A 24,183-nucleotide genomic window follows, 5' to 3' on the forward strand; every position below is an offset into this window, starting at 1 on the left:
TTACTCTACTTTTCCCTATCGGAGGAGGATTGTTTGACAATTATTAACTATACGACAAAACCGTTTGCCTCTGCATGTGTATACATTTGTAGAAAAGATGTGCAGATAGGCTTCAAATCCATTATACACTAAACCAAAATATCTTAATACTAACCCTTAAACCGTAAACTGTATGAAAATTCATCGCATGAAAATTTCTACACTTTTGCTATGTGCTACCTTCTCGCTGGCAACAGTTGCTCAACCGCAAGCCGCAACCGAACCAATAACACCGCCCTACGCGGAGAGTTTCGCTAACGATGCTTTCGTAAACGACTACACCATTGTCGATGTAAACAACGACGGAGTAACCTGGGGCCCCTATCTGGGATCGGTTCAAATCTCGTACAACTCGAATGAGGCCATGAATGACTGGCTGATAACCCCGGCTCTGGCCCTCGAAGGGGGAAAAATCTACAACTTCTCGATTGAAGTAATGACCGGAAGCGGCTCTTACAACGAGAGCTTTGAGGTGATGTATGGCAAAGAGAATACTCCCGAATCCATGACCGAGACCATCATCGAAAAAATGCAGGTCGCACACACCGTCTACAAGAGTTACAGCGGCACCCTCTCACCGAGCGAAAGCGGTACCTACTATATCGGCATACACGGGTGCAGCGATGCCGATATGCTCTCGATCAGTCTGAAAAACCTGAGTGTGGGCGAAGCCAAAGGGGCCTCGGCTCCGGCTGCTCCGTCGGACTTGACAGCAACTACCCGCACCAATGGTGAGTTAAAGGCCGACATCGCCCTCACCGCCCCCACCCTCGACCTGAACGGCGATGCCCTCGAGAGCCTCGAGAGTGTTCGCCTCATGCGCAACGACAGCCTCATACACACCTTTGACTCCCCGGCTCCCGGAGCAGAACTTACCTATGTCGACGAAGTGCCCGAATGCTCGCGCTACACCTACTCGGCCATTGCCGTGAACGGTTCGGGCGAAAGTCCCGCCATCGAAACAAGCGCCTTCGTAGGAGTGCTGGAACCCTCCAATCCCACCGGAATCAGCCTGACCGAAGGGAGCAAACCGGGTGAGGTGATTCTGAAATGGACACCCGTTACCACCGACATCCGCAACAACACACTCGACCCGGCCTTCGTGACCTACCGCATCTACGGCGGCGACGGCCTGGCCACACTCCTGTTCGACGGTATTACCGGCGACTCCTATACCTTCCAGGCGACCGACGACGTGTCGACACAATCGTTTGTGCAATATGCCCTCGTAGCCGAGACCCGAGGCGGTATCTCAGACTTTATGAACTCCCCGTTGCTGCCTCTCGGTCCGGCCTATGCAACCCCGTTCGTCGAATCATTTGCCAACGGAACACCGGCTACTATCATAGGACTTTACAGCGACAATCTGGCCACCTGGAAAGGATTTACCAACGAAACGGGCATCGAATCGCAAGATGGCGACAACGGCTTTTTCGGCTCGGAGGGCTCCTACCTGCAAGACTCGGCTACCTTCATAACCGGCAAAATAGACTTGAGCGGTCTCGAAACTCCGACACTTACCTTCTATACCTACAATATCGTAGATGGTGAAGATCGCGACATCAATACGTTGAGGGTTTCTGCAATCGCCAACGGAACTGCACAGGAGGTAAAATCGTTCCAGATTTGCGACCTCGGCGACCAAGAGGGATGGCTGAAGGTAGAGGCTTCGCTCGAGGCTTACAAAAGCCAGACCATACAACTGGAGTTCACCTCGCTCCACGCACTCTATCCCTATATCTTTATCGACAACCTGCGCATCGACAACTATGGCGCCAGTGCTATCGAAACAGCCACATCGGCCTCGGTATTCATTGCCGGCGGCCAAAGCGAAATGATTATCGCCGGAGCCGACAACAAACAAGTAAAGGTATTTACCATCGACGGCCGCCTCGTGACCCAGCAGACGATAGCGGCTCCCGAATATCGCCTGTCGTTGACACCGGGCATCTACATAGCCCGTGTGGGACAAACTACGCAAAAGGTAATCGTGAAATAATCGATTGCAATCGGTCTCCCTCACGGAGACCGATTCCGCCACAAAGGGCTGTACCTGCCGAACCGTTACGTCGGGGTGGTATGGCCCTTGTTTTAGTCCTATATCCGTAAGACCAATCACCCCAAAGCCGCCACCCAAACGTCGGCAAATGCCCCATACAACCGTCGAATGACCGCCAAATAATCCTATACAACAGCCTCTCCCCAAACCCGACAAGACTGTCTGCCCCTATCTCTACAGCCGTTTCCCTGACAAGCACTACCACCCCGACAGAAAAATAAAAAGCCCCCCGAACACTCGGAGAGCTTTTTACTATATAGCAATAAATCGATCCTCTTATTCTGCAGCTTTTTCCTCGGCAGCAGGGGCCTCGGCGGCCGGAGTTGCAGGAGCTTCAGCAGCGGGAGCAGCAGCCTCGGCAGCAGCAGGAGCGGCGCTCTTTTTCGAACGACGGGTACGAGTTGCTTTCTTAGCGGCTTTCTCTTTGAGCATGTTTTCGTTGTAGTCAACGAGCTCGATCATACAAGTAACGGCGTTGTCGCCCAAACGGTTGCCCGTTTTCAAGATACGGGTATATCCTCCGGGACGGTCGGCAATCTTAACCGAGATCTCTTTGAACAGTTCGGTAACAGCCTGTTTGCTCTGCAAGTAGCGGAATACTACACGACGCGAAGCGGTAGTATCTTCTTTGGCACGATTGATCAGGGGCTCGACATACATTCTCAGCGCTTTGGCTTTGGCCAACGTGGTGAAGATTCTTTTGTGGAGAATCAAAGAAGTAGCCATATTGGACAACATAGCGTCGCGGTGAGCTTTGGTACGACCCAAGTGGTTGAATTTCTTATTATGTCTCATCGTTTTACTCTTTATCTAATTTATATTTCGAGATATCCATTCCGAACGAAAGGTTCAAGTTGGCCAAGAGCTCATCGAGCTCGGTGAGCGATTTCTTACCGAAGTTGCGGAACTTCAACAAATCGGTCTTGTTGAATACCACCAGATCGCCAAGGGTCTCGACATCGGCCGACTTCAAGCAGTTGAGGGCGCGTACCGACAAGTCCATGTCGACCAGTTTGGTTTTGAGCAACTGGCGCATGTGCAATACTTCCTCGTCGAACTCTTCATTACCATCGGCATCGTTGGTCTCGAGCGTGATTTTCTCGTCAGAGAACAACATGAAGTGGTAAATCAAGATTTTGGCAGCCTCTTTCAACGCCTCTTTGGGGTGAATGGAACCATCGGTTGTAATCTCAAGAATCAGTTTTTCGTAGTCCGTTTTCTGTTCTACGCGGAAATTTTCAACAGAATATTTCACATTCCGAATCGGGGTATAGATCGAATCGATAGGAATTACATTCACATCGTCGGCGGGGTTGCGGTTCTCATCGGCGGGAACATAGCCACGGCCTTTGTTGATGGTGATATCTATTTGAAAACTTGCGCTTGAATCCAAATGGCAAATAACCAAATCGGGGTTCAAAACTTCGAAACCGGTAAGCGATTTACCGATGTCACCTGCCTTGAACACGTCCGTACCCGAAACAGTAATGGTTACTTTTTCATTCTCGATTTCTTCAACGACCTGTTTGAAACGAACCTTTTTGAGATTCAGAATCACGTTTGTCACGTCCTCGATCACACCGGGAATCGTAGAAAACTCATGCTTTACGCCATCGATACGAATCGACGTAATCGCAAAACCTTCAAGCGAGGAAAGGAGGATACGGCGCAAGGCGTTACCCACGGTAACACCGTAGCCGGGCTCCAACGGACGAAATTCGAATTTACCGAAAAAATTGTCCGCTTCCAGCATTAATACTTTATCGGGTTTTTGAAATGCTAATATCGCCATGGAATCAATTATTGTTTAGAATACAACTCAACGATCAACTGTTCTTTAATGTTTTCAGGGATATCGGCTCTTTCGGGCAAATGCAACAATTTACCGCTCTTCAAGCTCTCGTCCCACTCTAACCAAGGATATTTGCTGTGATTGAATCCAGCAAGTGCATCGGCTATAACCTCGAGCGATTTGGCTTTCTCACGAACGCCAACTACTTGACCCGGTTTTACCGAATACGACGGGATATTCACCACTTTGCCGTCGACAACAATGTGACGGTGCAGCACGAGCTGACGGGCAGCGGCACGCGTGGGGGCGATGCCCAAACGGAATACCACGTTGTCGAGACGAGCTTCGAGCAGTTGAAGGAGCACTTCACCCTTCACACCTTTGGTACGAGAAGCCTTCTCGAAGAGGTTTCTAAATTGTTTTTCCAATACACCGTAAGTGTATTTGGCTTTTTGCTTTTCACGAAGCTGAACGCCATACTCGGAAGTTTTTCTTCTCTTGTTGATGCCGTGTTGTCCCGGGGGATAGTTCTTTTTCGTAAGAACTTTATCGGGGCCAAAAATAGCTTCGCCAAATTTACGAGCGATTTTTGTTCTAGGTCCGGTATATCTTGCCATTTCTAAAATTTTTTAATTATTAAATATTGCGAACCGAGAAGAGTGCAGCCGCGATTGCAGAGAGGATTATTATGCAATCTTATTCACTGTTCGGGATTCTCTGTTTACAAATAAAGAAAAATTAAACTCTTCTTCTCTTAGGAGGACGACAACCATTGTGCGGCAGCGGAGTTACATCGATAATCTCGGTTACTTCGATACCAGCGCCATGAATAGTTCTTACAGCCGATTCACGACCGTTTCCGGGGCCTTTTACATAGGCTTTCACTTTCCTCAAGCCCAGGTCATAAGCCACTTTTGCACAATCTTGTGCGGCCATTTGAGCGGCGTAAGGAGTATTTTTCTTAGAGCCTCTGAAGCCCATTTTACCTGCCGACGACCACGAAATCACCTGACCTTCGCTGTTGGCAAGTGTTACAATAATGTTGTTGAACGAAGAATGGATATGGGCCTGGCCAACGGCATCAACCTTTACAACCCTCTTCTTTGCTGCGACTGTTTTTTTTGCCATACTTACTTATTATTTAGTAGCTTTTTTCTTATTTGCAACGGTTTTCTTTTTACCTTTACGCGTACGAGCGTTGTTCTTGGTGCTCTGGCCTCTCACAGGCAAACCGATACGGTGACGGATACCCCGGTAGCAACCGATGTCCATCAGACGTTTGATGTTCAGCTGTATTTCGGTACGAAGGTCACCCTCCACCTTATACTCGGTACTGATGATTTCACGTACTTTTGCCGACTGGTCGTCGGTCCAATCTTTCACTTTGATGTCTTTGTCAATGCCGGCTTTACTCAAAATGGAATTAGCCGCGCTACGACCGATACCATAGATATAGGTCAAGGCGATCTCTCCTCTCTTATTTTGCGGCAGGTCTACACCAACAATTCTTATTGCCATATATTAGAATCTTTTAATTTGCAAAAATAATAATAAATTTATCCTTGACGTTGTTTATACTTAGGATTTTTCTTGTTAATTACGTACAAACGGCCGTGTCTTCTCACGATCTTGCTATCGGGCGTACGTTTTTTCAATGATGCTCTTACTTTCATATTGTTGTTTTTTATTTATATCTAAAAGCAATTCTTCCTTTGGTCAAATCATAGGGCGACATTTCGATCCGCACCTTATCACCCGGGAGTATCTTGATGAAGTGCATACGCATCTTTCCCGAGATATGGGCGGTTATCTCATGCCCGTTTTCCAACTCTACGCGGAACATGGCATTCGACAATGCCTCCACGATTACACCATCTTGTTCTATTGCAGCTTGCTTCGCCATAAATTATAGTTAAATTGATTTGTCTCCTAAAACTTGCTCTACATATTCAAACGAAGAGAGTATATCGGCCTTCCCTCCTTTGATTGCTATCGTGTGCTCGAAGTGAGCAGCGGGTTTGCGATCGCGTGTGCGGGTAGTCCAACCATCGCGCTCGATGACGATATTGCGTGAACCCAGGTTGATCATGGGCTCGATGGCAATACACATGCCGTTCTTGAGCAGCGGGCCGGTACCGGGACGTCCGTAATTGGGGACATTGGGCTCTTCGTGCAGGTGCTTGCCTACACCGTGTCCGCACAACTCCCTCACTACAGAATAACCACGAGCTTCGCAATAGGTTTGGATGGCATGGCCAATATCGCCTATGCGTTTTCCCTCGACAGCGTGCTCGATGCCCAGATAGAGCGACTCTTTGGTGGTCTTGAGCAGCTGTTTCACTTCGGGGGCAACCTCACCTACACAGAAGGTATAGGCCGAATCGCCGTTGAAGCCGTTTTTCACTACGCCGCAGTCGATCGACACGATGTCGCCCTCGCGCAGGGCGTAGCTGTTGGGAATGCCGTGTACAATTACCTCGTTGACCGAGATGCAAAGAGAGTTGGGATAGCCGGCGTAACCCAGGAACCCGGGTTCGGCCCCGTGATCCCGAATGAACTCCTCGGCTATCTTGTCGAGCCGGAGGGTGGTAATCCCGGGGGCTACCCACTTGGCCATTTCGCCCAGGGTCATGCCCACCAAGAGATTACTCTCCCGCATCAACTCTATCTCTTCGTCCGTTTTAAGATAAATCATTATCTATACTCCTTGTTTTAATAAGCTCCGCTACGACCTTTAATGCGGCCCGATTTCATCAGACCGTCGTAATGGCGCATCATCAAATGGCTTTCGATTTGTTGCAAAGTATCCAACACTACACCTACCAGAATGAGCAGCGACGTTCCGCCGAAGAACTGAGAGAACTCGGCGCTTACACCGCAAATCTGGGCAAAGGCCGGCATGATAGCCACGATAGCCAGGAAGATAGAACCGGGCAACGTGATTCTCGACATGATCGAGTCGAGGTAGTCGGCAGTCTTCTTACCGGGTTTCACACCGGGAATAAAGCCGTTGTTGCGTTTCATATCCTCGGCCATCTGCGTGGGTTGCACGGTGATTGCCGTATAGAAGTAGGTGAAGACGATGATAAGGAATGCAAACACGAAGTTATACCAGAATCCCGTCATCGACATGAACGATTGCCAGAACGAACTTGCGTTGGTCACGCTGAACCCGGCAATGGTGATGGGGATAAACATGATGGCCTGGGCAAAGATGATAGGCATCACACCGGCCGTGTTGACCTTCAAGGGGATATACTGGCGAGCGCCGCCGTACTGTTTGTTACCCACAATACGTTTGGCGTATTGTACGGGGACTTTCCGGGTGCCTTGTACGAGCAGAATTGCTGCGGCGATAACGGCCAGCAGGAAGACGATCTCGACCAGAAACATCACCAAACCACCTTGTTTCGAAGCCAGACGGCTGGTAAACTCGGCGGCGAAAGCCAGCGGCAGACGGGCGATGATACCGACCAGGATGATAAACGAAATACCGTTACCGATACCTTTGTCGGTGATACGTTCGCCCAGCCACATGATAAACATACTACCGGCAGCAAGCACGATTGTAGAAGAAACTATAAACAACCAACCGGAGGGGAATAAGGCCGAACCCATCTGTACTTTCAGGTTCACCAAGTAGGCGGGACCTTGCAGGAGCAGAATGATAACGGTCAAATAGCGGGTGTATTGGTTAAGTTTCGTACGACCGCTCTCGCCTTCGCGTTGCAGCTTCTGGAACGAGGGCATCACCATACCCAGCAATTGAATCACAATCGAGGCGGTGATATAAGGCATAATTCCCAAGGCAAAAATCGAAGCGTTGGAGAATGCACCTCCCGAAAACATATCGAGCAACTGCATCAGACCCTTGCTCGTCTGGTTGCGCAAGGCATCCAGATTGGCAGGATCGATACCCGGAAGCACGACGTATGACCCCACGCGGTATACCAGCACCAGCAGGATAGTGGTGATGATACGTTTGCGGAGGTCTTCGATTTTCCAAATGTTTTTTATAGTTTCTATTGCTCTCATTGTATTAGAGTTTGACTACTGTTCCACCTGCGGCAACGATAGCAGCTTCGGCAGTTTTGGAGAATGCGTGAGCGCAAACTTCCAATTTGGCCGTAAGAGCACCTTTACCAAGAATTTTCACTAACTGATTCGAAGAAATAAATCCGGCAGCCACAAGTGTTTCGATGTCGATCTTCTCCAATTTCTGGCTATCGGCCAGCGATTGCAGAGCCTCGAGGTTGATGTCTTTGTATTCTACACGATTTATATTCTTGAAGCCAAATTTCGGAACACGGCGTTGGAGAGGCATCTGACCACCCTCGAAACCGATTTTGCGTTTGTAACCCGAACGCGACTTTGCTCCTTTATGACCTCTGGTAGAAGTTCCACCCAAACCCGAACCCGGTCCGCGACCGATTCTCTTTCTTGTTTTGGTTGACCCTTCGGCGGGTTTTAAATTACTCAAGTCCATATTGTTACTTTTTTTTAATCGATGGATAAAATTACTCAACTACTTTCACCAGGTGTTTTACCTTCTCTACCATACCCAGGATTTGGGGGGTAGCGTCGTGTTCTACGACATGGTTGAGTTTTCTCAAGCCCAGTGCATCAAGTGTCTTCTTCTGTACAGCGGGGCAGTTGATGCGGCTCTTTACTTGTTTGATCTTTATCTTTTCCATTGCTTCTCCTCCGTATTAACCTTTAAAGACTTTTTCTACAGAGATACCTCTGTTTTGAGCTACGGTAGCCGCATCTCTCAGTTCGCACAAGGCAGCAATCGTGGCTTTCACCAGGTTGTGGGGGTTGGACGAACCTTTCGATTTGGCCAGCACGTCGGTAATACCTACGCTCTCAAGCACGGCACGCATGGCACCACCGGCCTTTACTCCGGTACCCGGAGAAGCAGGTTTGATATATACGAGGGCACCGCCGAATTTGGCCAGCTGATCGTGGGGGATGGTACCTTTGAGAACCGGTACTTTCACCAGGTTCTTCTTGGCAGCTTCCACACCTTTGGCGATTGCGGTAGTTACCTCGCTCGCTTTACCCAGGCCCCAGCCTACGATACCGGCTTCGTTGCCCACTACGACAATAGCCGAGAAGCTGAACGTACGGCCACCTTTGGTTACTTTCGTTACACGGTTGATGGCAACCAGACGGTCTTTCAACTCGATGTCGTTTGTCGATTTTACTCTATTTATTTTTCCTGTCATGACGATTAAAATTTAAGGCCACCGTTGCGGGCAGCATCAGCTAATTCTTTTACTCTCCCATGATACAGGTAACCGTTGCGGTCAAATACAACCGTGGTAATACCGGCTTCCTGTGCTTTCTTGGCGATAGCTTCACCTACCTTGGCAGCCATCTCTTTTTTGGGAGCGGCTTCCATGCCTCTGGACGAGGCGGCGGCAAGAGTTCTGCCGGTGAGGTCATCGACCAATTGCACATATATTTGCTTATTGCTTCTAAACACCGTCATACGGGGACGCTCGGCCGTGCCGGAAACTTTACCGCGTATGCGGGTTTTGATTTTGAGTCTTCTTTCTATCTTCGTTGTCATGATAATACCTGTTTAATGATTATTTGGCACCTGCCGATTTACCCGATTTTCTACGGATTACCTCGCCAACGAACTTGATACCTTTACCCTTGTAAGGTTCGGGCTTGCGCAGCGAACGAATCTTGGCACATACCTGGCCGATCAGTTGCTTGTCGCACGATTCGAGAATAATCAACGGGTTTTTGTTTCTCTCCGATTTGGCTTCTACCTTGATTTCGGCAGGAAGTCTCAAGAAGATGGCGTGCGAGTAGCCCAGCGAGAGCTCGAGCACCTGGCCTTGGCTTTGGGCACGGTAGCCTACGCCCACCAGTTCCATCTCTTTCTTATACCCTTCGGAAACACCTACCACCATGTTGTGGATAAGAGCACGGTAGAGACCGTGGAGGGCACGGGTTTGTTTCTCATCATTAGGCCGGGTCACGTGGATAGCCCCGTCTACCATTTCAACTTTAATTTCGGGCGATACGGTCTGCGACAGCTCCCCTTTGGGTCCTTTTACCTTTACCTCATTTCCGGAGATAGTAACGGTAACTCCGGCGGGTACTACTATGGGCAATTTTCCTATTCTTGACATAATATATACCTCCTTTTAATTAGTAAATGTAACATAATACCTCACCGCCGATCTTCAGGTCGCTGGCCTCTTTGTTGGTCATCACGCCTTTCGAGGTGGAGAGAATTGCAATACCCAAACCGTTCAATACACGCGGCATGTCTTTGTAGCCGGTATAACGGCGCAAACCCGGACTCGATACACGAATCAGCTTTTGGATTGCGCTCACTTTGTTTACGGGGTCGTACTTCAAGGCAATCTTGATGGTGCCTCGGGGACCGTCTTCTACAAACTTGTAATTGAGAATGTAGCCTTTTTCAAAAAGGATTTTCGTGATTTCTTTTTTCAATCTCGAGGAAGGCACTTCAACTACTCTGTGATGAGCTTTGATGGCGTTTCTCAATCTTGTCAGATAATCTGCTATTGGATCTGTCATATAAAAATTTGTTTAAATTGATCCGGAGTCTCCGGACAATATTTAACACTAAAAATAATTACCAGCTTGCTTTCTTTACACCCGGGATAAGACCTGCCGAAGCCATTTCGCGGAATTGTATACGGGAAATCCCAAACTGACGGATGTATCCTTTGGGACGACCGGTGATCTTGCAACGGTTGTGCAGACGTACACGCGATGCGTTTTTCGGCAGCAGTTGAAGGGCCTCGTAATTGCCTTCTGCCTTGAGTTGTTTTTTCTTTTCGGCATATTTGGCAACCAGCTTGGCTCTCTTCACTTCACGAGCTTTCATCGATTCTTTTGCCATATCTTAGTCTTTTTTTGCGTTTTTAAAAGGTAAGCCAAATGCTTTGAGAAGAGCATACCCTTCCTCGTCGGTTTTGGCTGAGGTTACAAAGGTAATATTCATTCCCATAATTTTGGTAATACTATCGATATTTATTTCAGGGAAAATGATTTGCTCCTGAATTCCGAGGGTGTAGTTGCCTCGTCCATCGAGTTTGCTTTCGATACCTTTGAAGTCGCGGATACGGGGAAGAGACACGCGTACCAGACGCTCCAGGAACTCGTACATGCGCTCGTGACGGAGGGTTACCATCACACCGATGGGCATCTTCTTACGCAGCTTGAAATTCGAGATATCCTTGCGCGAGAGGGTTGCCACTGCTTTCTGACCGGTGATGGCCGTCAACTCGTTGATGGCGGTTTCGATGATTTTCTTGTCGGCCGTTGCTTCGCCAAGACCTTGATTGATCACGATCTTTTTCAAAACAGGCACCTGCATGATCGACGAGTAGTTGAACTCCTTCTGCAAGGCGGGCACGATTCTTTCAAGATATTCTTTCTTCAGATTTGCGGTGTTGTTCATTACTTAATCTCCTCTCCTGATTTTTTGGAATAACGTACTGAAACGCCTGCTTCATTTTTCTTCCGGCCGATACGGGTAGCTTTTCCGCTCTTCGGATCCAGAGGATTCAAGTTCGAAATATGAATAGGAGCTTCTTTCTTCACTATACCTCCCTGGGGGTTTTTGGCATTGGGTTTGGTACTCTTCGATACCATGTTGATACCTTCTACGATGGCACGTTGCTCTTTTACCAACACGCTCAGTACACGACCGGTCTTGCCTTTGTCTTCACCGGCGTTTACATAGACTGTATCTCCCTTTTTGATATGTAACTTGCTCATTTAATCTTTCGCTTTATTCGATTAAAGTACTTCGGGTGCCAACGACACGATTTTCATATTTACGGCACGCAGCTCACGGGCTACCGGGCCAAAGATACGGCTACCGCGCAACTCACCCGCATTGTTCAACAATACACAGGCATTGTCGTCGAAGCGGATATACGAGCCGTCTTGACGACGGATTTCCTTTTTCGTGCGCACGATAATGGCTTTCGATACGGCGCCTTTTTTCACATCGCTCGAGGGGATAGCGCTTTTGATCGCTACGACAATCACGTCGCCTACCGACGCATAGCGACGGCCGGTACCACCCAACACGCGAATACAAAGAGCTTCCTTAGCTCCGCTGTTATCAGCTACTGTAAGTCTTGATTCTTGTTGTATCATAATTACTTAGCTCTTTCGATGATTTCTACTACTCTCCATCTCTTTGTTTTGCTCAAAGGACGAGTCTCCATCAGCCGCACGGTATCACCGATGTTGCATTCGTTCTTCTCGTCATGAGCATGGTATTTCTTCGTCTTGTTCACGAATTTACCATAGATCGGGTGTTTCTCTTTCCATTTCACGGTCACGGTAACCGTCTTTTCCATCTTGTTGCTGGAAACCACACCGACTCTCTCTTTTCTTAAATTTCTACTTTCCATCTTAGATATGTGGCTGATTATTTTTTATTAAGTTCACGTTTGCGCAACTCGGTTTTCATGCGCGCAATCATCCTGCGTTCGTGAGTTATTTTAGCAGGACTGTCCAACGGCGAGATGCTGTGGTTGATCTCCATCTGGTTGAGTGCGGCTACGGCTGCATCCAATCTCTCTTGCAATTCCTTGGAGCCTAATTCTTTTACTTCTGCTTTTTTCATAACTTACACATTTTGACTGGCGTCGTAGTCACGACGAACAACGAACTTAGTAGTAATCGGGAGTTTCTGGGCACCCAGGCGCAGAGCCTCCTTGGCGATCTCATAAGGTACACCCTCTACCTCGATAATAACACGACCCGGCGTGATGGGGAATACGAATCCCTCGGGATTACCTTTACCTTTACCCATACGTACATCGGCCGGCTTCTTAGTAATAGGTTTATCGGGAAATATACGGATCCAAATCTGACCTTGACGTTGCATGTAACGTGTTACAGCAACACGAGCGGCCTCGATTTGACGACCTGTAATCCATTTCGTATCTAACGACTTGATGCCGAAAGAGCCGAAAGCCAGCTGGTTGCCTCTTTGGGCATTGCCATTTTGGCGACCTTTTTGCTGTCTTCTGAATTTAGTTTTTTTCGGTTGTAACATAGTTCAATTTTCGTTTAGCGGTTAGTTTTGGGTTTTCTGAAGCCCTTTTTCGGTCCTCCGTTTCCACCACGTGCCTCTTTGGCGTTGTTGGTGAACGCGGGAGCCAGGTCTTTCTTTCCGTAGATTTCGCCACGGCAGATCCAAACCTTGATACCGATGATGCCTACTTTCGTAAGAGCTTCTACCAAGGCATAGTCAATATCGGCACGCAATGTGTGCAGGGGGGTTCTTCCCTCTTTGTACATTTCGGAACGAGCCATTTCGGCACCGTTCAAACGACCCGACACTTGTACTTTGATACCCTCGGCGCCCATGCGCATCGTCGAAGCGATGGCCATCTTCACGGCACGACGGTAAGCGATTTTGCCTTCGATCTGGCGAGCGATGTTGCTGGCCACGATTTCGGCGTCGAGTTCGGGGCGTTTTACCTCGTAGATATTGATCTGTACGTCCTTGTCGGTAATCTTCTTCAACTCTTCCTTGAGCTTGTCTACCTCTTGACCGCCTTTACCGATGATCAGACCCGGACGAGCCGTGCACACGGTAATAGTGATCAACTTCAACGTACGTTCTATAACTATGCGTGAAACGCTGGCTTTTGCAAGACGGGCATTCAAATACTTCCGGATCTTGCTGTCTTCCAACAACCTGTCACCATAGTTTTTACCGCCATACCAATTGGAATCCCAACCTCTGATGATTCCCAAACGGTTACTTATCGGATTTACTTTCTGTCCCATCCAGCAATTAGTTTTTGTTATTGTTTTTATTTATTGTATCGACAAACAATGTTACGTGATTCGAACGTTTGCGAATCCGGTAACCTCGTCCTCGCGGAGCCGGACGAAGACGCTTCAACATTGCTGCGCAATCTACATAGATTGTCGAGATGTACAGTTCTCCGCTTTCGGCCTTGCGCTCGTTCTTTTGCTCCCAGTTGGCAATGGCCGAACGCAACAGTTTTTCCAGTCTTTGCGAAGCTTCCTTGTTCGAGAACTTCAATACGCCCAAGGCTTTGAATACCTCCATACCTCTTACCATATCGGCTACCAAGCGCATTTTACGGGGAGAGGTAGGAACATTGTTCAACTTGGCGAAATATTGAGTTTTCAGAGCTTCCTTCCTTCTATTGGCTGATTCTCTTTTTCTTGCACCCATTTTTCAATTCTTTAATTGTATTAAAACTCGCATTCCCTCAGGCCTTATTTTTTCTTGTTACCTGCATGGCCGCGGAATGTACGCGTAGGAGCAAACTCGCCGAGCTTGTGGCCTACCATGTTTTCGGTAACGTATACGGGAATAAATTTATTACCATTGTGTACTGCAAAAGTATGCCCTACGAATTCGGGTGAAATCATAGATGCACGCGACCATGTTTTGATCACAGACTTTTTGCCTGATGCCTCCATGGCGGCAACTTTTTTATCCAGCTTCACACTGATATATGGGCCTTTTTTTAATGAACGACTCATGTTGTTGTCAATTTATCAGATTACTTTTTCCTTCTTTCAATTATATACTTCGAAGAGTGTTTCTTCGGAGCTCTGGTCTTCAAACCTTTTGCATACAAGCCTTTTCTCGATCTGGGGTGTCCACCTGATGCACGACCTTCACCACCACCCATCGGGTGATCTACAGGGTTCATCACGACACCACGGTTGCGAGGACGACGGCCCAACCAGCGCGAGCGTCCGGCTTTACCCGAGCGTTCGAGGGCGTGATCCGAGTTTCCTACGCTGCCGATCGTGGCTTTACAGGTTGCGAGGATTTTTCTGGTTTCTCCAGAAGGTAATTTGATAATTGCATAATCGCCTTCTCTCGAAGTCAACTGAGCAAACGTGCCGGCCGAGCGAACCAGGAAGGCTCCTTGACCCGGACGCAACTCGATGTTGTGAATAACAGTACCGATAGGTATGTTTTTCAAGGGCAACGCATTTCCTACCTCAGGAGCTGCATTTTCGCCAGACATCAAGGTTGCTCCAACTTCCAAGCCGTTGGGTGCAATAATGTAACGTTTTTCACCGTCTGCATAGAACAAGAGAGCGATACGGGCCGAACGGTTCGGGTCGTATTCGATCGTCTTTACAGTAGCGGGTACACCGTCTTTGTTTCTCTTGAAGTCGATCAATCTGTATTTTCTCTTGTGACCGCCGCCAATATAGCGCATCGTCAGATGCCCTTCATTGTTACGACCACCCGATTTTCTGACACCTCTTACAAGAGATTTTTCTGGCGCGCTAGCAGTGATATTATCAAATGCACCAATAACTTTGTGTCTTTGCCCCGGTGTTGTGGGCTTTAATTTTCTTACTGCCATTGTTTAATTAGATATTGCTATAAAAATCAATAGTTTCTCCTTCTTTCAATGTAACCAAGGCTTTCTTATAAGCGGCCGTCTTACCCGAGATGAGACCGGTCTTGGTGTAGCGGCTTTTGTTTTTGCCACGATAGTTCATCGTGTTTACCGATACGACCGTCACGTTGTACATCGCTTCTACGGCTTTCTTGATTTGCAACTTGTCGGCCTTCGGGTCCACACGGAAACCATAGCGATTGTATTTCTCGCCCATGGCCGTCATTTTCTCTGTTACGATAGGTTTAATAATAATTCCCATATTTAAGCCTCCTTACATCAAAAGTTATTGATAGCGGCTACCGTGCTCTCCGTCAAAATCAAAGCCTTGTTGTCCAATACTTTGTAGGTGTTGAGCTCCGAAACCGTTACCACATTTGTTCCCGTAAGATTACGGGCCGACAAATATACGTTTTTATTTTGTTCCGATAAAACCAAAAGTGACTTTTTATCAGCAACTTGCAAATTTTTCAGCAAGTTTACGAATTCCTTGGTCTTGGGGGCATCGAAAGAGAAGTCCTCTACCACTACGATGGCATTCTCCTGAGCCTTGTAAGTCAATGCCGACTTGCGGGCGAGTTCTTTCACTTTCTTGTTCAGTTTGAAACGGTAGTCACGGGGTTTGGGACCGAATACACGACCACCACCGATCATAACCGGCGAGTTGATATCACCGCTACGAGCGCCGCCCGTTCCTTTTTGTCTTTTCAGTTTGCGGGTACTACCCGATACTTCGCTTCTTTCTTTGGATTTGTGAGTTCCTTGACGCAGGTTGGCCAAGTATTGTTTCACATCGAGATATACGGCGTGATCGTTGGGCTTGATTCCGAATACGGAGTCGTCCAGAACAACCTTCTTACCGGTGTCCTCACCTTTAATGTTATATACGCTCAGTTCCATTATTTCTCAATTATTACGATTGAACCTTTACTGCCCGGTACCGATCCTTTGATGAGCAAAAGATTGTGCTCGGGTATTACTTTTAACACTTGAAGGTTTTGCACGGTTACACGGCTGTTACCCATCTGGCCGGCCATACGAGTACCCTTGAACACACGGGCAGGATACGAACATGCACCGATAGAACCGGGGGCACGCAAGCGGTTGTGCTGACCGTGAGTGGTCTGGCCTACACCGCCGAAACCATGACGCTTAACTACACCTTGGAAACCTTTACCTTTTGATACGCCGATTACATCTACGTAATCCGCACCTTCAAACAAATCGACGGCAATCGTGTCGCCCAATTTGTATTCGGTATCGAATTTGAACTCGGCCAAGTGTCTCTTGGGCGTTACGCCTGCTTTCTTGAAATGGCCGGCTTCGGGCTTCGTAGTGTGTTTATCTTTCTTGTCGATAAAACCTACTTGTACTGCCTCGTAACCATCCTTTTCAACGGTTTTGATTTGCGTAACCACGCAAGGACCAACTTCGATAACAGTGCATGGTACATTTTTACCCTCGGCACTGAAAACGGATGTCATTCCGATTTTTTTTCCTAATAATCCTGGCATTTCTACTTAATTTTTGTTGAATCACACTTTAATTTCTACATCCACGCCGCTGGGCAACTCCAATTTCATCAAGGCGTCTACGGTCTTGGCCGTCGAGCTGTAGATGTCGATAAGACGCTTGAACGAAGACAACTCGAATTGCTCTCTCGATTTCTTGTTTACGAAAGTCGAGCGGTTTACCGTGAAGATACGTTTGTGAGTAGGTAGAGGTATAGGCCCGCTCACTACTGCGCCCGTAGCTTTCACCGTCTTTACGATTTTCTCGGCCGACTTGTCAACCAAGTTGTGGTCGTAAGACTTCAATTTAATTCTGATTTTTTGGCTCATATTGATATTTGATGGTTTAATTACAAATTACAATAAATCTACTCTACCGTTTACTTCGGTCAACACATTCTTGGCAATCGACGAGCTTACCTCGGCATAGTGCGAGAACGACATCGTCGAGGTGGCACGACCCGAAGTGATGGTACGCAGGGCGGTTACATAACCGAACATCTCGGCCAGAGGTGCCGTTGCTTTCACGATACGGGCGCCCGAACGGCTCGACTCCATACCTTCGATTTGGCCACGACGTTTGTTCAAGTCGGAGATTACATCACCCATGCTCTCTTCGGGGGTTACTACCTCGATCTTCATGATAGGCTCGAGCAATACGGGTCCGGCTTTTTCGCAGGCTTTCTTGAAGGCCTGGATGGCACAGAGTTCGAACGACAACTGGTCAGAGTCTACGGGGTGGAACGAACCATCGAGTACGGTTACCTTCAGGCTGTCTACCGGGAAGCCGGCCAATACACCGTTCTTCATAGCCGTAGTGAAACCTTTCTGAATCGAGGGGATGAACTCTTTGGGGATGTTACCACCTTTTACTTCATCTACGAATTCGAGACCGGCCTCTTCGCGAGTCGAGGGCTCTACGCGTACGATGATGTCGGCAAACTTACCACGACCACCCGTCTGTTTCTTGAATACCTCGCGGAGCTCAACCGGTTTGGTGATAGCCTCTTTGTAGGTAACTTGGGGACGACCCTGGTTACATTCTACCTTGAACTCACGTTTCAGACGGTCGATAATGATCTCCAGGTGGAGCTCACCCATACCGCTGATAACCGTTTGTCCCGTCTCCTCGTTGGTAGCTACGGTAAAGGTAGGATCCTCTTCGGCCAGTTTCTGCAGACCGATACCCAGCTTGTCGAGGTCTTTCTGAGTCTTGGGCTCAACAGCGATACCGATCACAGGTGCGGGGAAGTCCATAGCCTCGAGTACGATAGGAGCGTCTTCGGCGCAGAGCGTATCGCCCGTGCGGATATCCTTGAAACCTACACCGGCACCTATATCGCCGCAGTCGATCGACTCTTTGGGGTTCTGTTTGTTCGAGTGCATTTGGAACAGACGCGATACACGCTCTTTCTTACCCGAACGGGAGTTGAGTACGTAAGAACCGGCAACGATTTCGCCCGAATATACACGGAAGAAGCAGAGACGGCCTACATAGGGGTCGGTTGCGATCTTGAAGGCCAATGCACACATAGGCTCAGAGAAGGAGGGGTGACGTACCACTTCTTTCTCGGGGTCGTTCATGTCGTGACCTACCACGGCCGGCGTATCTACCGGGCTGGGCAAGAATGCGCAAACGGCATCGAGCAGCGGTTGTACACCTTTGTTCTTGAACGACGAACCGCAAATCATAGGAACGATTTGCATGGCCAGCGTACCTTTGCGGATAGCGCGGATGATTTCGTCTTCGGTAATCGTCGAAGGATCGGCGAAGTATTTCTCCATCAGCTCGTCGTCGCACTCGGCGATTTTCTCGAGCATCTTGTCTCTCCACTCGTCGCACTCGGCTTTCAAGCTGTCGGGAATTTCCTCCAGACTGTAGTCGGCACCCATCGTTTCGTCGTGCCAGTAGATGGCTTTCATGCGAATCAGGTCGACTACGCCTTTGAAAGTCTCCTCAGCACCGATAGGTACTTGGATGGGACAGGGGTTTGCACCCAGTACATCTTTCAGCTGGCGAACCACCTCAAAGAAGTTGGCACCCGAACGGTCCATCTTGTTTACATAACCGATACGCGGTACATTGTATTTATCGGCCTGGCGCCATACGGTTTCAGATTGGGGCTCAACACCACCTACTGCACAGAATGTAGCCACAGCACCGTCGAGCACACGCAACGAACGCTCTACCTCTACGGTAAAGTCGACGTGCCCCGGAGTATCAATCAGGTTGATTTTGTATTTCTCGCCTTTATAGTTCCAGAAAGCGGTAGTGGCGGCCGACGTAATCGTGATACCGCGCTCCTGCTCCTGCTCCATCCAGTCCATGGTAGCGGCACCGTCGTGCACCTCGCCGATTTTGTGCGTCAACCCCGTGTAGTACAGAATACGTTCCGAAGTCGTTGTCTTACCGGCATCGATGTGTGCCATAATACCAATATTTCTGGTATATTTCAAATGAGCGTCAGATTTTGCCATTTTCTTTATTCCTTATTTTATTCAATTAAAATCTAAAATGAGCGAATGCACGGTTGGCCTCGGCCATCTTGTGCATGTCTTCTTTACGTTTGAATGCACCACCCTGCTCGTTGAAAGCGTCGACAATTTCGGCAGCCAGTTTGTCGGCCATCGTTTTGCCACCTCTCTTACGAGAATAGATAATAAGATTTTTCATTGAAATAGATTCCTTACGATCGGGGCGGATTTCCGTAGGTACTTGGAAAGTAGCACCACCCACACGGCGAGACTTAACCTCTACTTGAGGTGTAATATTTTCCAGGGCTTTCTTCCAGATTTCGAGGGCCGATTTCTCCTCGTTGGGCAACTTCGATTTCGCAATCTCCAGTGCGCTGTAGAAAATAGAGTAGGCAGTATTTTTCTTGCCATCATACATCAAGTGGTTCACAAATTTCGAAACCCTTACATCATTGAATACGGGATCTGGTAATACAACCCGTTTCTTTGGTTTTGCTTTTCTCATTTTTTACAATAAATTGTCGTTCTTGTTTTTGGTTGCTGTTCTTTACATCTTCAACGAAATCCGCCGATTTCATTTACTCAACCCAATCAGCCTATCCAATAAACGCGAACCAGTGTTTGACACTAATTCTTTTTAATCTCTTTGCTGGCTTTTTCTCAAAGGTATCGATTATTTCTTACCTTTTGCGGCAGGTGCAGCTCCTGCTTTAGGTCTCTTGGCGCCATATTTCGAGCGACGTTGCGTGCGACCACCTACACCGGCAGTATCCAACGTACCGCGTACGATGTGATAACGTACACCAGGGAGGTCTTTCACACGACCGCCACGAACGAGTACGATAGAGTGCTCTTGCAGGTTGTGACCTTCACCCGGGATGTAAGAGTTCACCTCTTTACCGTTGGTTAAACGTACACGAGCAACTTTACGCATGGCAGAGTTAGGTTTCTTAGGAGTCGTCGTGTAAACTCTCACGCATACACCACGTCTTTGCGGACATGAATCCAATGCAGGAGATTTACTCTTGTCTTCCAATACAACCCGTCCTTTTCTTACTAATTGTTGAATCGTAGGCATTTCTTAGAACTTTTTTTAAAAATCTTTTTACTTATAATTTTCCTTCTTATTCTCTCTGTCCAAGACGCTAAAATTGGTCATAGCTTTCACATAATCAATCGATTATATAAACGCTTCGACCTTTTACAGCATCAAAAGTGGTGCAAAGATAAGCACTAAATCACTAAAAACCAAATATATTCGGATTATTTTTCACCATTTTATCGTCAAGTCACAAACGGTAGAGTCCAACAGCAAATGCAAAACTACAAAACGTTTATGAAGAATCTGTATTTGGGCGAATCAAAATTAAGTTTTTCCCGAGGTCTTCGATTCAATTTCTTTTGTATCTCTTTGATTTTCCAGTCGGAGAAATCCTGAAAGTTGGCCTTTTTTGGGATATATTTCCGAATAAGCTTGTTTGCATTCTCAATGGCTCCTTTCTGCCAGGCTGAATAAGCATCCGTAAAATAAACCTTAACTGGCGGCCTACCTTTGAGGCTGAGTTGTTTGGTTATCTCCTGATGTGCTGCAAATTCACAACCGTTGTCGGTGGTAATCGTATGTATCGTTTGCCTATATGGGAACAGCAGTCGGATGACCGCCCGGGCCGTCGGTAGGGCTTTCCGTCCCTGAGGCAACTTTTCCATGAGTATGAAATTGGTCGAACGTTCGGTTAGGGTGACGATGGCATGACCGCAGGAGTCGATGATGGTGTCCATTTCCCAATCGCCGAATCGGGTTCCGTCTGCCTCCTTGGGGCGCTCGTGTATGCTTGTGCGGTTGGGTATATTGGTCGCTTTTGTCGGACACAGGATTTTGCCTCGCTTTTTGTATTTGAGCCCATGAGGCATATGCAGAGCCAGTTTCCCGGTCGTATCGGCATGGACATGGTTGTAGATGGTCTGCTTGGCGATGTGGATACCTTCTTTCCTGAGTACTCCCGCTATCTGGGCCGGAGACCATTCCTCCTCTTCGATCATGCGCTCAATTCGCCACCATAGATCTTCCGGTTTCCTGTGATGGCCCTTAAATCCGTGCTTGCGGCTATCACACTGCCTCTGAGCATATTTCCATATATACTCTCCTTCCGGCTTTGAGTTGCGCCTGATTTCCCGACTGACTGTCGATTTTGATACTCCTATTTCCTCTGCTATGCGAGAACGGCTCCATTTCCTTTTCAGACCAAGATATATTTCATATCTTTGGGCTTCGATTAGTTGATTTGACATGGCAATACAAAATTAATTAATCGTAGGGAGATTTCGGTCTCCCTTTTTTGTATTGCTGTTGGACGCTCTCAGGGGCTTTGCGCCCCCGCCGCTATGGCTTCCCCCGCAGTGTTTTTCATAGTTCTTGTTCCTTCCTTACTCGAAAAACGTTGCGTTTTGATTTGGATTCTTCAGTCAAGTCACAAACGACCGACAACAGTGATTTATATTCCCGCCTGTTACTCGAATGTCTCGATTTCATCGAACCCGAGCCCCTTCATATCTTTCGGCGAGAGTAGCATATCTTCGGGCTTCACCGGCCACACCACACCCACATGCGGGTCGTTGTAGAGCAATGTAGCCTCATGCTCAGGGGCATACACGTTGTCGACCTTGTAGCAGAACTGGGCTGTCTCGCTCAATACGGTAAAGCCGTGGGCAAATCCACGCGGCACGAAGAGCTGGCGCTTGTTGTCGTCAGAGAGTTCTACCCCGATGTACTGGCCGAAGGTGGGCGACGAGCGGCGCAGGTCGACAATCACGTCATACACACGACCTTGAGTCACCCGCACCAGTTTGGCTTGCGAATATTCACCCTTTTGGAAATGGAGACCGCGCAACACACCGTAACTCGACCGCGACTCGTTATCCTGTATGAAATCGACCGGTCCTACATATTGGTCGAAAAGTTCCTTTTTGTAACTCTCCATAAAATAGCCCCGACTGTCGCCGAACACTTGCGGCTCGATGACGAAGGCTCCCTTTAACTTTTGCTCTATAAATTTCATCACGATTGATTTTGGATGCAAAGGTAGTGAAAGTCAAGAAAAAGAGTTACGACGGAGCCATTTATTTTTGCGCGCCTGCGGCGGTGCCAATCGCCTCTCCTGCCCGCCCGGCCATCGGTCAGCCCAGACTCTTCAGCTGCAGGCAGAGCGAAAGCAGTTTCCACACCTTCGCCGGGTCGGCAAAGAGTTCATCCTCTTCGTGTCGCCAGGCCCGTTCCAGACGAGTGTGGTCGAACCACTCCGATACCCGCCCGTAACGCAGGTCGAGCACTACCTCGTCGGCCCACCGCTTCATCTCGGCAGGCAGCATCGGCTCCTCCGCCTCGCTCTCTGGCGCCAGCCTCACCTCTCCCGAAAGCAAAGGGGTTACCACCTCGTGGTCGAACCACTGCCTGCGCGCCCGTCCCGAAGGGCCGTCGCCGGCCAAGGCAAAGGCTATCTCTATGAGATTGTGGTTCAAAAAGGCATTGCGTATCTGCACGCCATAATACATGCTCATCTTGTCGACACACCGCAACAGGTGGGGAATGCGCTCATAGCACAAGTCGCAAAACTTCAAATGGCTGTTTTCCGACTCGAACAGCCTCCGGTACCGAGGCTTGCGGGCCAGTTGCCGAAAGTCGGCCGACAATACCTCCGAGGGTACCAGCGACGTATATCGGTCGCCCGGCAGAACGGCATCGCCCAGAAAGTGGGCCAACCCCCAACCGCCACTGACCACCGCCAGCCCCCGCTTGCGCATCACCCGGAGAAAGGCCGACCGAGCCACCATCTCCATTCCGTCGACAGGTTCCTCTTGCCAACGGGACAGAAAATCGAGCTCCTTCAACAACATCGCAGGGGTAATGGAAACCTGTTCGAGCGGCACAGCTGTAGCCGACAGTTGCTCGGCCCCCCACAGCACTCCGCTCTGGTGCAACTTCCCGCGATAGGGCATGTAACTCTTCAGATAGCGAGGGGTCCCCGTCCCTTTCATCAAGGCTATAAAGAGGGCCGACTCCATGCCTCCATCGAGCGAAAGGCCCTTGGGCATCTCGCCCATGAGGCTATACCCTACACTGCGGCGCATCTGCTCTCGAAAGGCTTCGGCTCTACGTTCGGGCGATTCGTTGCGCCAGGCTTCGACCCGATTCTCCAATTCGTACCAACGCTTTTCGACCAGCGAATAACCGTTGTAGCGCAGCAAAAAACCGGCCGGCAACTGGTGCACCCCCTCCCAAAAGGTCTCATAGGGCGAACCATAAGTCGAGTAGGACAGATAACCGGCCCACCGCTCGGCCGACAGCAGGGGCCTGACACCCCCGGCAAACAGGGCCCGCACCTCCGATGCAAAATAAAGATTTCCCCACCGGGTGGCATAGTAGAGCGGCTTGATGCCGAAACGGTCGCGACACAGCAACAACTCTTCGGAAAACCGATTGTAAACGACCAGGGCAAAATAGCCCTCGAAGCGATCGAAGCTGCTATCGCCCCAACGGTCGTAAGCCTTGGCCACCACCTCGCACATGCACCCGGTGGCAAAAGTGTAATAGTTGGCCAGTTGGTCACGCACCTCGGCGTAGTTGAATATCTCGCCGTCGAGCATCACCACCAGCCCCGTATCGGCATCTTCGTAAGGCTGACTCGGAGCCCGGGCCGGGTCGATGGTGTTCATGCGATTGTGCATCAATCCCACCCGGGCATCGACAAAGGTGGAGACCCACCCCACCGGCGTCTCGCTTCCCCGATGATTCTGGGCCTCCGACATGTGTCGCAATACCTGTTCCAACTGATCTACCTCTCCTACAATTCCCGACAAGCCACTCATATCCGTTCGCCTCCCTGCTCT

General features: G+C 48.8%; 37 protein-coding genes. 1 reads left to right on the top strand and 36 read right to left on the bottom strand.

The window, feature by feature from the left end; translation table 11 throughout:
* The first annotated feature begins 187 nt into the window (after positions 1–187).
* A complete protein-coding gene (locus ABGT88_RS14200) occupies positions 188–2,038 on the top strand; it encodes a T9SS-dependent choice-of-anchor J family protein (RefSeq protein ID WP_346702764.1) in 1,851 nt (616 codons plus the stop codon).
* Between the two features lie 336 nt (positions 2,039–2,374).
* On the opposite strand, the gene rplQ is transcribed toward ABGT88_RS14200, so the two are convergent.
* The 36 genes from rplQ to ABGT88_RS14380 all read right to left on the bottom strand — a co-directional run bounded on the left by rplQ (position 2,375) and on the right by ABGT88_RS14380 (position 24,162).
* On the bottom strand, positions 2,375–2,893 hold the full coding sequence (rplQ, locus tag ABGT88_RS14205) for a 50S ribosomal protein L17 (RefSeq protein WP_087408036.1): 519 nt from the start codon (positions 2,891–2,893) through the stop codon (positions 2,375–2,377).
* 4 nt (positions 2,894–2,897) lie between these two features.
* Positions 2,898–3,890: a DNA-directed RNA polymerase subunit alpha gene (locus tag ABGT88_RS14210; protein WP_087408035.1), complete on the bottom strand. Its 993-nt coding sequence runs from the start codon at positions 3,888–3,890 to the stop codon at positions 2,898–2,900.
* Between the two features lie 8 nt (positions 3,891–3,898).
* Complete coding sequence (rpsD, locus tag ABGT88_RS14215) at positions 3,899–4,507, bottom strand: 30S ribosomal protein S4 (protein WP_087408034.1); 609 nt, start codon at positions 4,505–4,507, stop codon at positions 3,899–3,901.
* A gap of 121 nt (positions 4,508–4,628) precedes the next feature.
* Positions 4,629–5,018, bottom strand: coding sequence for a 30S ribosomal protein S11 (gene rpsK / locus ABGT88_RS14220; protein WP_087408033.1), 390 nt, complete (start codon positions 5,016–5,018; stop codon positions 4,629–4,631).
* Positions 5,019–5,027: 9 nt separating this feature from the next.
* The gene (gene rpsM, locus ABGT88_RS14225; RefSeq protein WP_087408032.1) at positions 5,028–5,408 is read right to left on the bottom strand and encodes a 30S ribosomal protein S13; all 381 of its coding nucleotides are present in this window, start codon (positions 5,406–5,408) and stop codon (positions 5,028–5,030) included.
* Between the two features lie 38 nt (positions 5,409–5,446).
* Positions 5,447–5,563: a type B 50S ribosomal protein L36 gene (ykgO, locus tag ABGT88_RS14230; RefSeq protein ID WP_008862836.1), complete on the bottom strand. Its 117-nt coding sequence runs from the start codon at positions 5,561–5,563 to the stop codon at positions 5,447–5,449.
* A gap of 11 nt (positions 5,564–5,574) precedes the next feature.
* Entirely contained in the window at positions 5,575–5,793 is a 219-nt protein-coding gene (gene infA / locus ABGT88_RS14235; protein ID WP_025278756.1) for a translation initiation factor IF-1, read from the bottom strand.
* A gap of 9 nt (positions 5,794–5,802) precedes the next feature.
* Positions 5,803–6,585 (bottom strand): type I methionyl aminopeptidase, encoded by a 783-nt coding sequence (gene map, locus ABGT88_RS14240; RefSeq protein ID WP_258326810.1) that lies wholly within the window; start codon positions 6,583–6,585, stop codon positions 5,803–5,805.
* A gap of 17 nt (positions 6,586–6,602) precedes the next feature.
* Positions 6,603–7,925: a preprotein translocase subunit SecY gene (gene secY, locus ABGT88_RS14245; protein ID WP_087408030.1), complete on the bottom strand. Its 1,323-nt coding sequence runs from the start codon at positions 7,923–7,925 to the stop codon at positions 6,603–6,605.
* Between the two features lie 4 nt (positions 7,926–7,929).
* A complete protein-coding gene (rplO, locus tag ABGT88_RS14250) occupies positions 7,930–8,376 on the bottom strand; it encodes a 50S ribosomal protein L15 (protein WP_346702769.1) in 447 nt (148 codons plus the stop codon).
* Between the two features lie 31 nt (positions 8,377–8,407).
* Positions 8,408–8,584 carry a 50S ribosomal protein L30 gene (gene rpmD / locus ABGT88_RS14255; RefSeq protein WP_025278752.1) on the bottom strand — a complete coding sequence of 59 codons (177 nt, stop codon included), beginning with the start codon at positions 8,582–8,584 and terminating at the stop codon, positions 8,408–8,410.
* A gap of 15 nt (positions 8,585–8,599) precedes the next feature.
* Positions 8,600–9,118, bottom strand: coding sequence for a 30S ribosomal protein S5 (rpsE, locus tag ABGT88_RS14260; protein WP_025278751.1), 519 nt, complete (start codon positions 9,116–9,118; stop codon positions 8,600–8,602).
* Positions 9,119–9,123: 5 nt separating this feature from the next.
* Complete coding sequence (rplR, locus tag ABGT88_RS14265; protein ID WP_087408028.1) at positions 9,124–9,465, bottom strand: 50S ribosomal protein L18; 342 nt, start codon at positions 9,463–9,465, stop codon at positions 9,124–9,126.
* Positions 9,466–9,484: 19 nt separating this feature from the next.
* Positions 9,485–10,039 carry a 50S ribosomal protein L6 gene (rplF, locus tag ABGT88_RS14270; RefSeq protein ID WP_025278749.1) on the bottom strand — a complete coding sequence of 185 codons (555 nt, stop codon included), beginning with the start codon at positions 10,037–10,039 and terminating at the stop codon, positions 9,485–9,487.
* A 19-nt stretch (positions 10,040–10,058) separates the two neighbouring features.
* Positions 10,059–10,454: a 30S ribosomal protein S8 gene (gene rpsH / locus ABGT88_RS14275; RefSeq protein ID WP_087408027.1), complete on the bottom strand. Its 396-nt coding sequence runs from the start codon at positions 10,452–10,454 to the stop codon at positions 10,059–10,061.
* Between the two features lie 58 nt (positions 10,455–10,512).
* Complete coding sequence (gene rpsN, locus ABGT88_RS14280) at positions 10,513–10,782, bottom strand: 30S ribosomal protein S14 (protein WP_008862846.1); 270 nt, start codon at positions 10,780–10,782, stop codon at positions 10,513–10,515.
* Positions 10,783–10,785: 3 nt separating this feature from the next.
* Positions 10,786–11,343: a 50S ribosomal protein L5 gene (gene rplE, locus ABGT88_RS14285; RefSeq protein WP_025278747.1), complete on the bottom strand. Its 558-nt coding sequence runs from the start codon at positions 11,341–11,343 to the stop codon at positions 10,786–10,788.
* Positions 11,343–11,663: a 50S ribosomal protein L24 gene (rplX, locus tag ABGT88_RS14290; protein ID WP_025278746.1), complete on the bottom strand. Its 321-nt coding sequence runs from the start codon at positions 11,661–11,663 to the stop codon at positions 11,343–11,345. Before rplX ends, rplE begins: the two co-directional genes overlap by 1 nt.
* Positions 11,664–11,684: 21 nt before the next feature.
* Positions 11,685–12,050, bottom strand: coding sequence for a 50S ribosomal protein L14 (gene rplN, locus ABGT88_RS14295; RefSeq protein ID WP_008862849.1), 366 nt, complete (start codon positions 12,048–12,050; stop codon positions 11,685–11,687).
* Between the two features lie 2 nt (positions 12,051–12,052).
* Positions 12,053–12,310: a 30S ribosomal protein S17 gene (rpsQ, locus tag ABGT88_RS14300; RefSeq protein WP_087408026.1), complete on the bottom strand. Its 258-nt coding sequence runs from the start codon at positions 12,308–12,310 to the stop codon at positions 12,053–12,055.
* Between the two features lie 17 nt (positions 12,311–12,327).
* Entirely contained in the window at positions 12,328–12,525 is a 198-nt protein-coding gene (rpmC, locus tag ABGT88_RS14305) for a 50S ribosomal protein L29 (protein ID WP_087408025.1), read from the bottom strand.
* Positions 12,526–12,528: 3 nt separating this feature from the next.
* Positions 12,529–12,960, bottom strand: a complete 432-nt coding sequence (rplP, locus tag ABGT88_RS14310) for a 50S ribosomal protein L16 (RefSeq protein ID WP_346702771.1) — start codon at positions 12,958–12,960, stop codon at positions 12,529–12,531.
* Between the two features lie 14 nt (positions 12,961–12,974).
* Positions 12,975–13,700, bottom strand: a complete 726-nt coding sequence (gene rpsC, locus ABGT88_RS14315; protein ID WP_087408023.1) for a 30S ribosomal protein S3 — start codon at positions 13,698–13,700, stop codon at positions 12,975–12,977.
* Positions 13,701–13,707: 7 nt separating this feature from the next.
* Entirely contained in the window at positions 13,708–14,118 is a 411-nt protein-coding gene (gene rplV, locus ABGT88_RS14320) for a 50S ribosomal protein L22 (protein ID WP_346702772.1), read from the bottom strand.
* A gap of 44 nt (positions 14,119–14,162) precedes the next feature.
* Entirely contained in the window at positions 14,163–14,432 is a 270-nt protein-coding gene (gene rpsS, locus ABGT88_RS14325; RefSeq protein ID WP_025278741.1) for a 30S ribosomal protein S19, read from the bottom strand.
* Positions 14,433–14,452: 20 nt separating this feature from the next.
* The gene (gene rplB / locus ABGT88_RS14330; protein ID WP_087408021.1) at positions 14,453–15,277 is read right to left on the bottom strand and encodes a 50S ribosomal protein L2; all 825 of its coding nucleotides are present in this window, start codon (positions 15,275–15,277) and stop codon (positions 14,453–14,455) included.
* Positions 15,278–15,284: 7 nt separating this feature from the next.
* Entirely contained in the window at positions 15,285–15,575 is a 291-nt protein-coding gene (gene rplW / locus ABGT88_RS14335) for a 50S ribosomal protein L23 (protein ID WP_087408020.1), read from the bottom strand.
* 17 nt (positions 15,576–15,592) lie between these two features.
* The gene (rplD, locus tag ABGT88_RS14340) at positions 15,593–16,213 is read right to left on the bottom strand and encodes a 50S ribosomal protein L4 (RefSeq protein ID WP_087408019.1); all 621 of its coding nucleotides are present in this window, start codon (positions 16,211–16,213) and stop codon (positions 15,593–15,595) included.
* Positions 16,213–16,827 carry a 50S ribosomal protein L3 gene (gene rplC / locus ABGT88_RS14345; protein ID WP_025278737.1) on the bottom strand — a complete coding sequence of 205 codons (615 nt, stop codon included), beginning with the start codon at positions 16,825–16,827 and terminating at the stop codon, positions 16,213–16,215. Before rplC ends, rplD begins: the two co-directional genes overlap by 1 nt.
* A 21-nt stretch (positions 16,828–16,848) precedes the next feature.
* Positions 16,849–17,154, bottom strand: coding sequence for a 30S ribosomal protein S10 (gene rpsJ / locus ABGT88_RS14350; protein WP_008862860.1), 306 nt, complete (start codon positions 17,152–17,154; stop codon positions 16,849–16,851).
* A gap of 27 nt (positions 17,155–17,181) precedes the next feature.
* Positions 17,182–19,302, bottom strand: coding sequence for an elongation factor G (fusA, locus tag ABGT88_RS14355; RefSeq protein WP_346702774.1), 2,121 nt, complete (start codon positions 19,300–19,302; stop codon positions 17,182–17,184).
* A 25-nt stretch (positions 19,303–19,327) separates the two neighbouring features.
* Complete coding sequence (rpsG, locus tag ABGT88_RS14360; protein WP_087408017.1) at positions 19,328–19,804, bottom strand: 30S ribosomal protein S7; 477 nt, start codon at positions 19,802–19,804, stop codon at positions 19,328–19,330.
* 168 nt (positions 19,805–19,972) lie between these two features.
* Positions 19,973–20,377, bottom strand: coding sequence for a 30S ribosomal protein S12 (gene rpsL / locus ABGT88_RS14365; RefSeq protein WP_008862863.1), 405 nt, complete (start codon positions 20,375–20,377; stop codon positions 19,973–19,975).
* Between the two features lie 245 nt (positions 20,378–20,622).
* Positions 20,623–21,588 carry an IS30 family transposase gene (locus ABGT88_RS14370; RefSeq protein ID WP_346699950.1) on the bottom strand — a complete coding sequence of 322 codons (966 nt, stop codon included), beginning with the start codon at positions 21,586–21,588 and terminating at the stop codon, positions 20,623–20,625.
* 218 nt (positions 21,589–21,806) lie between these two features.
* On the bottom strand, positions 21,807–22,355 hold the full coding sequence (gene rfbC, locus ABGT88_RS14375) for a dTDP-4-dehydrorhamnose 3,5-epimerase (RefSeq protein ID WP_087408016.1): 549 nt from the start codon (positions 22,353–22,355) through the stop codon (positions 21,807–21,809).
* A 118-nt stretch (positions 22,356–22,473) separates the two neighbouring features.
* Positions 22,474–24,162: an asparagine synthase-related protein gene (locus ABGT88_RS14380; RefSeq protein ID WP_346702777.1), complete on the bottom strand. Its 1,689-nt coding sequence runs from the start codon at positions 24,160–24,162 to the stop codon at positions 22,474–22,476.
* Positions 24,163–24,183 lie beyond the last annotated feature (21 nt).

Source organism: Barnesiella sp. An22 (assembly GCF_963931395.1).
In the GTDB taxonomy this organism is placed as follows: Bacteria; Bacteroidota; Bacteroidia; order Bacteroidales; family Barnesiellaceae; genus Barnesiella; species Barnesiella merdigallinarum.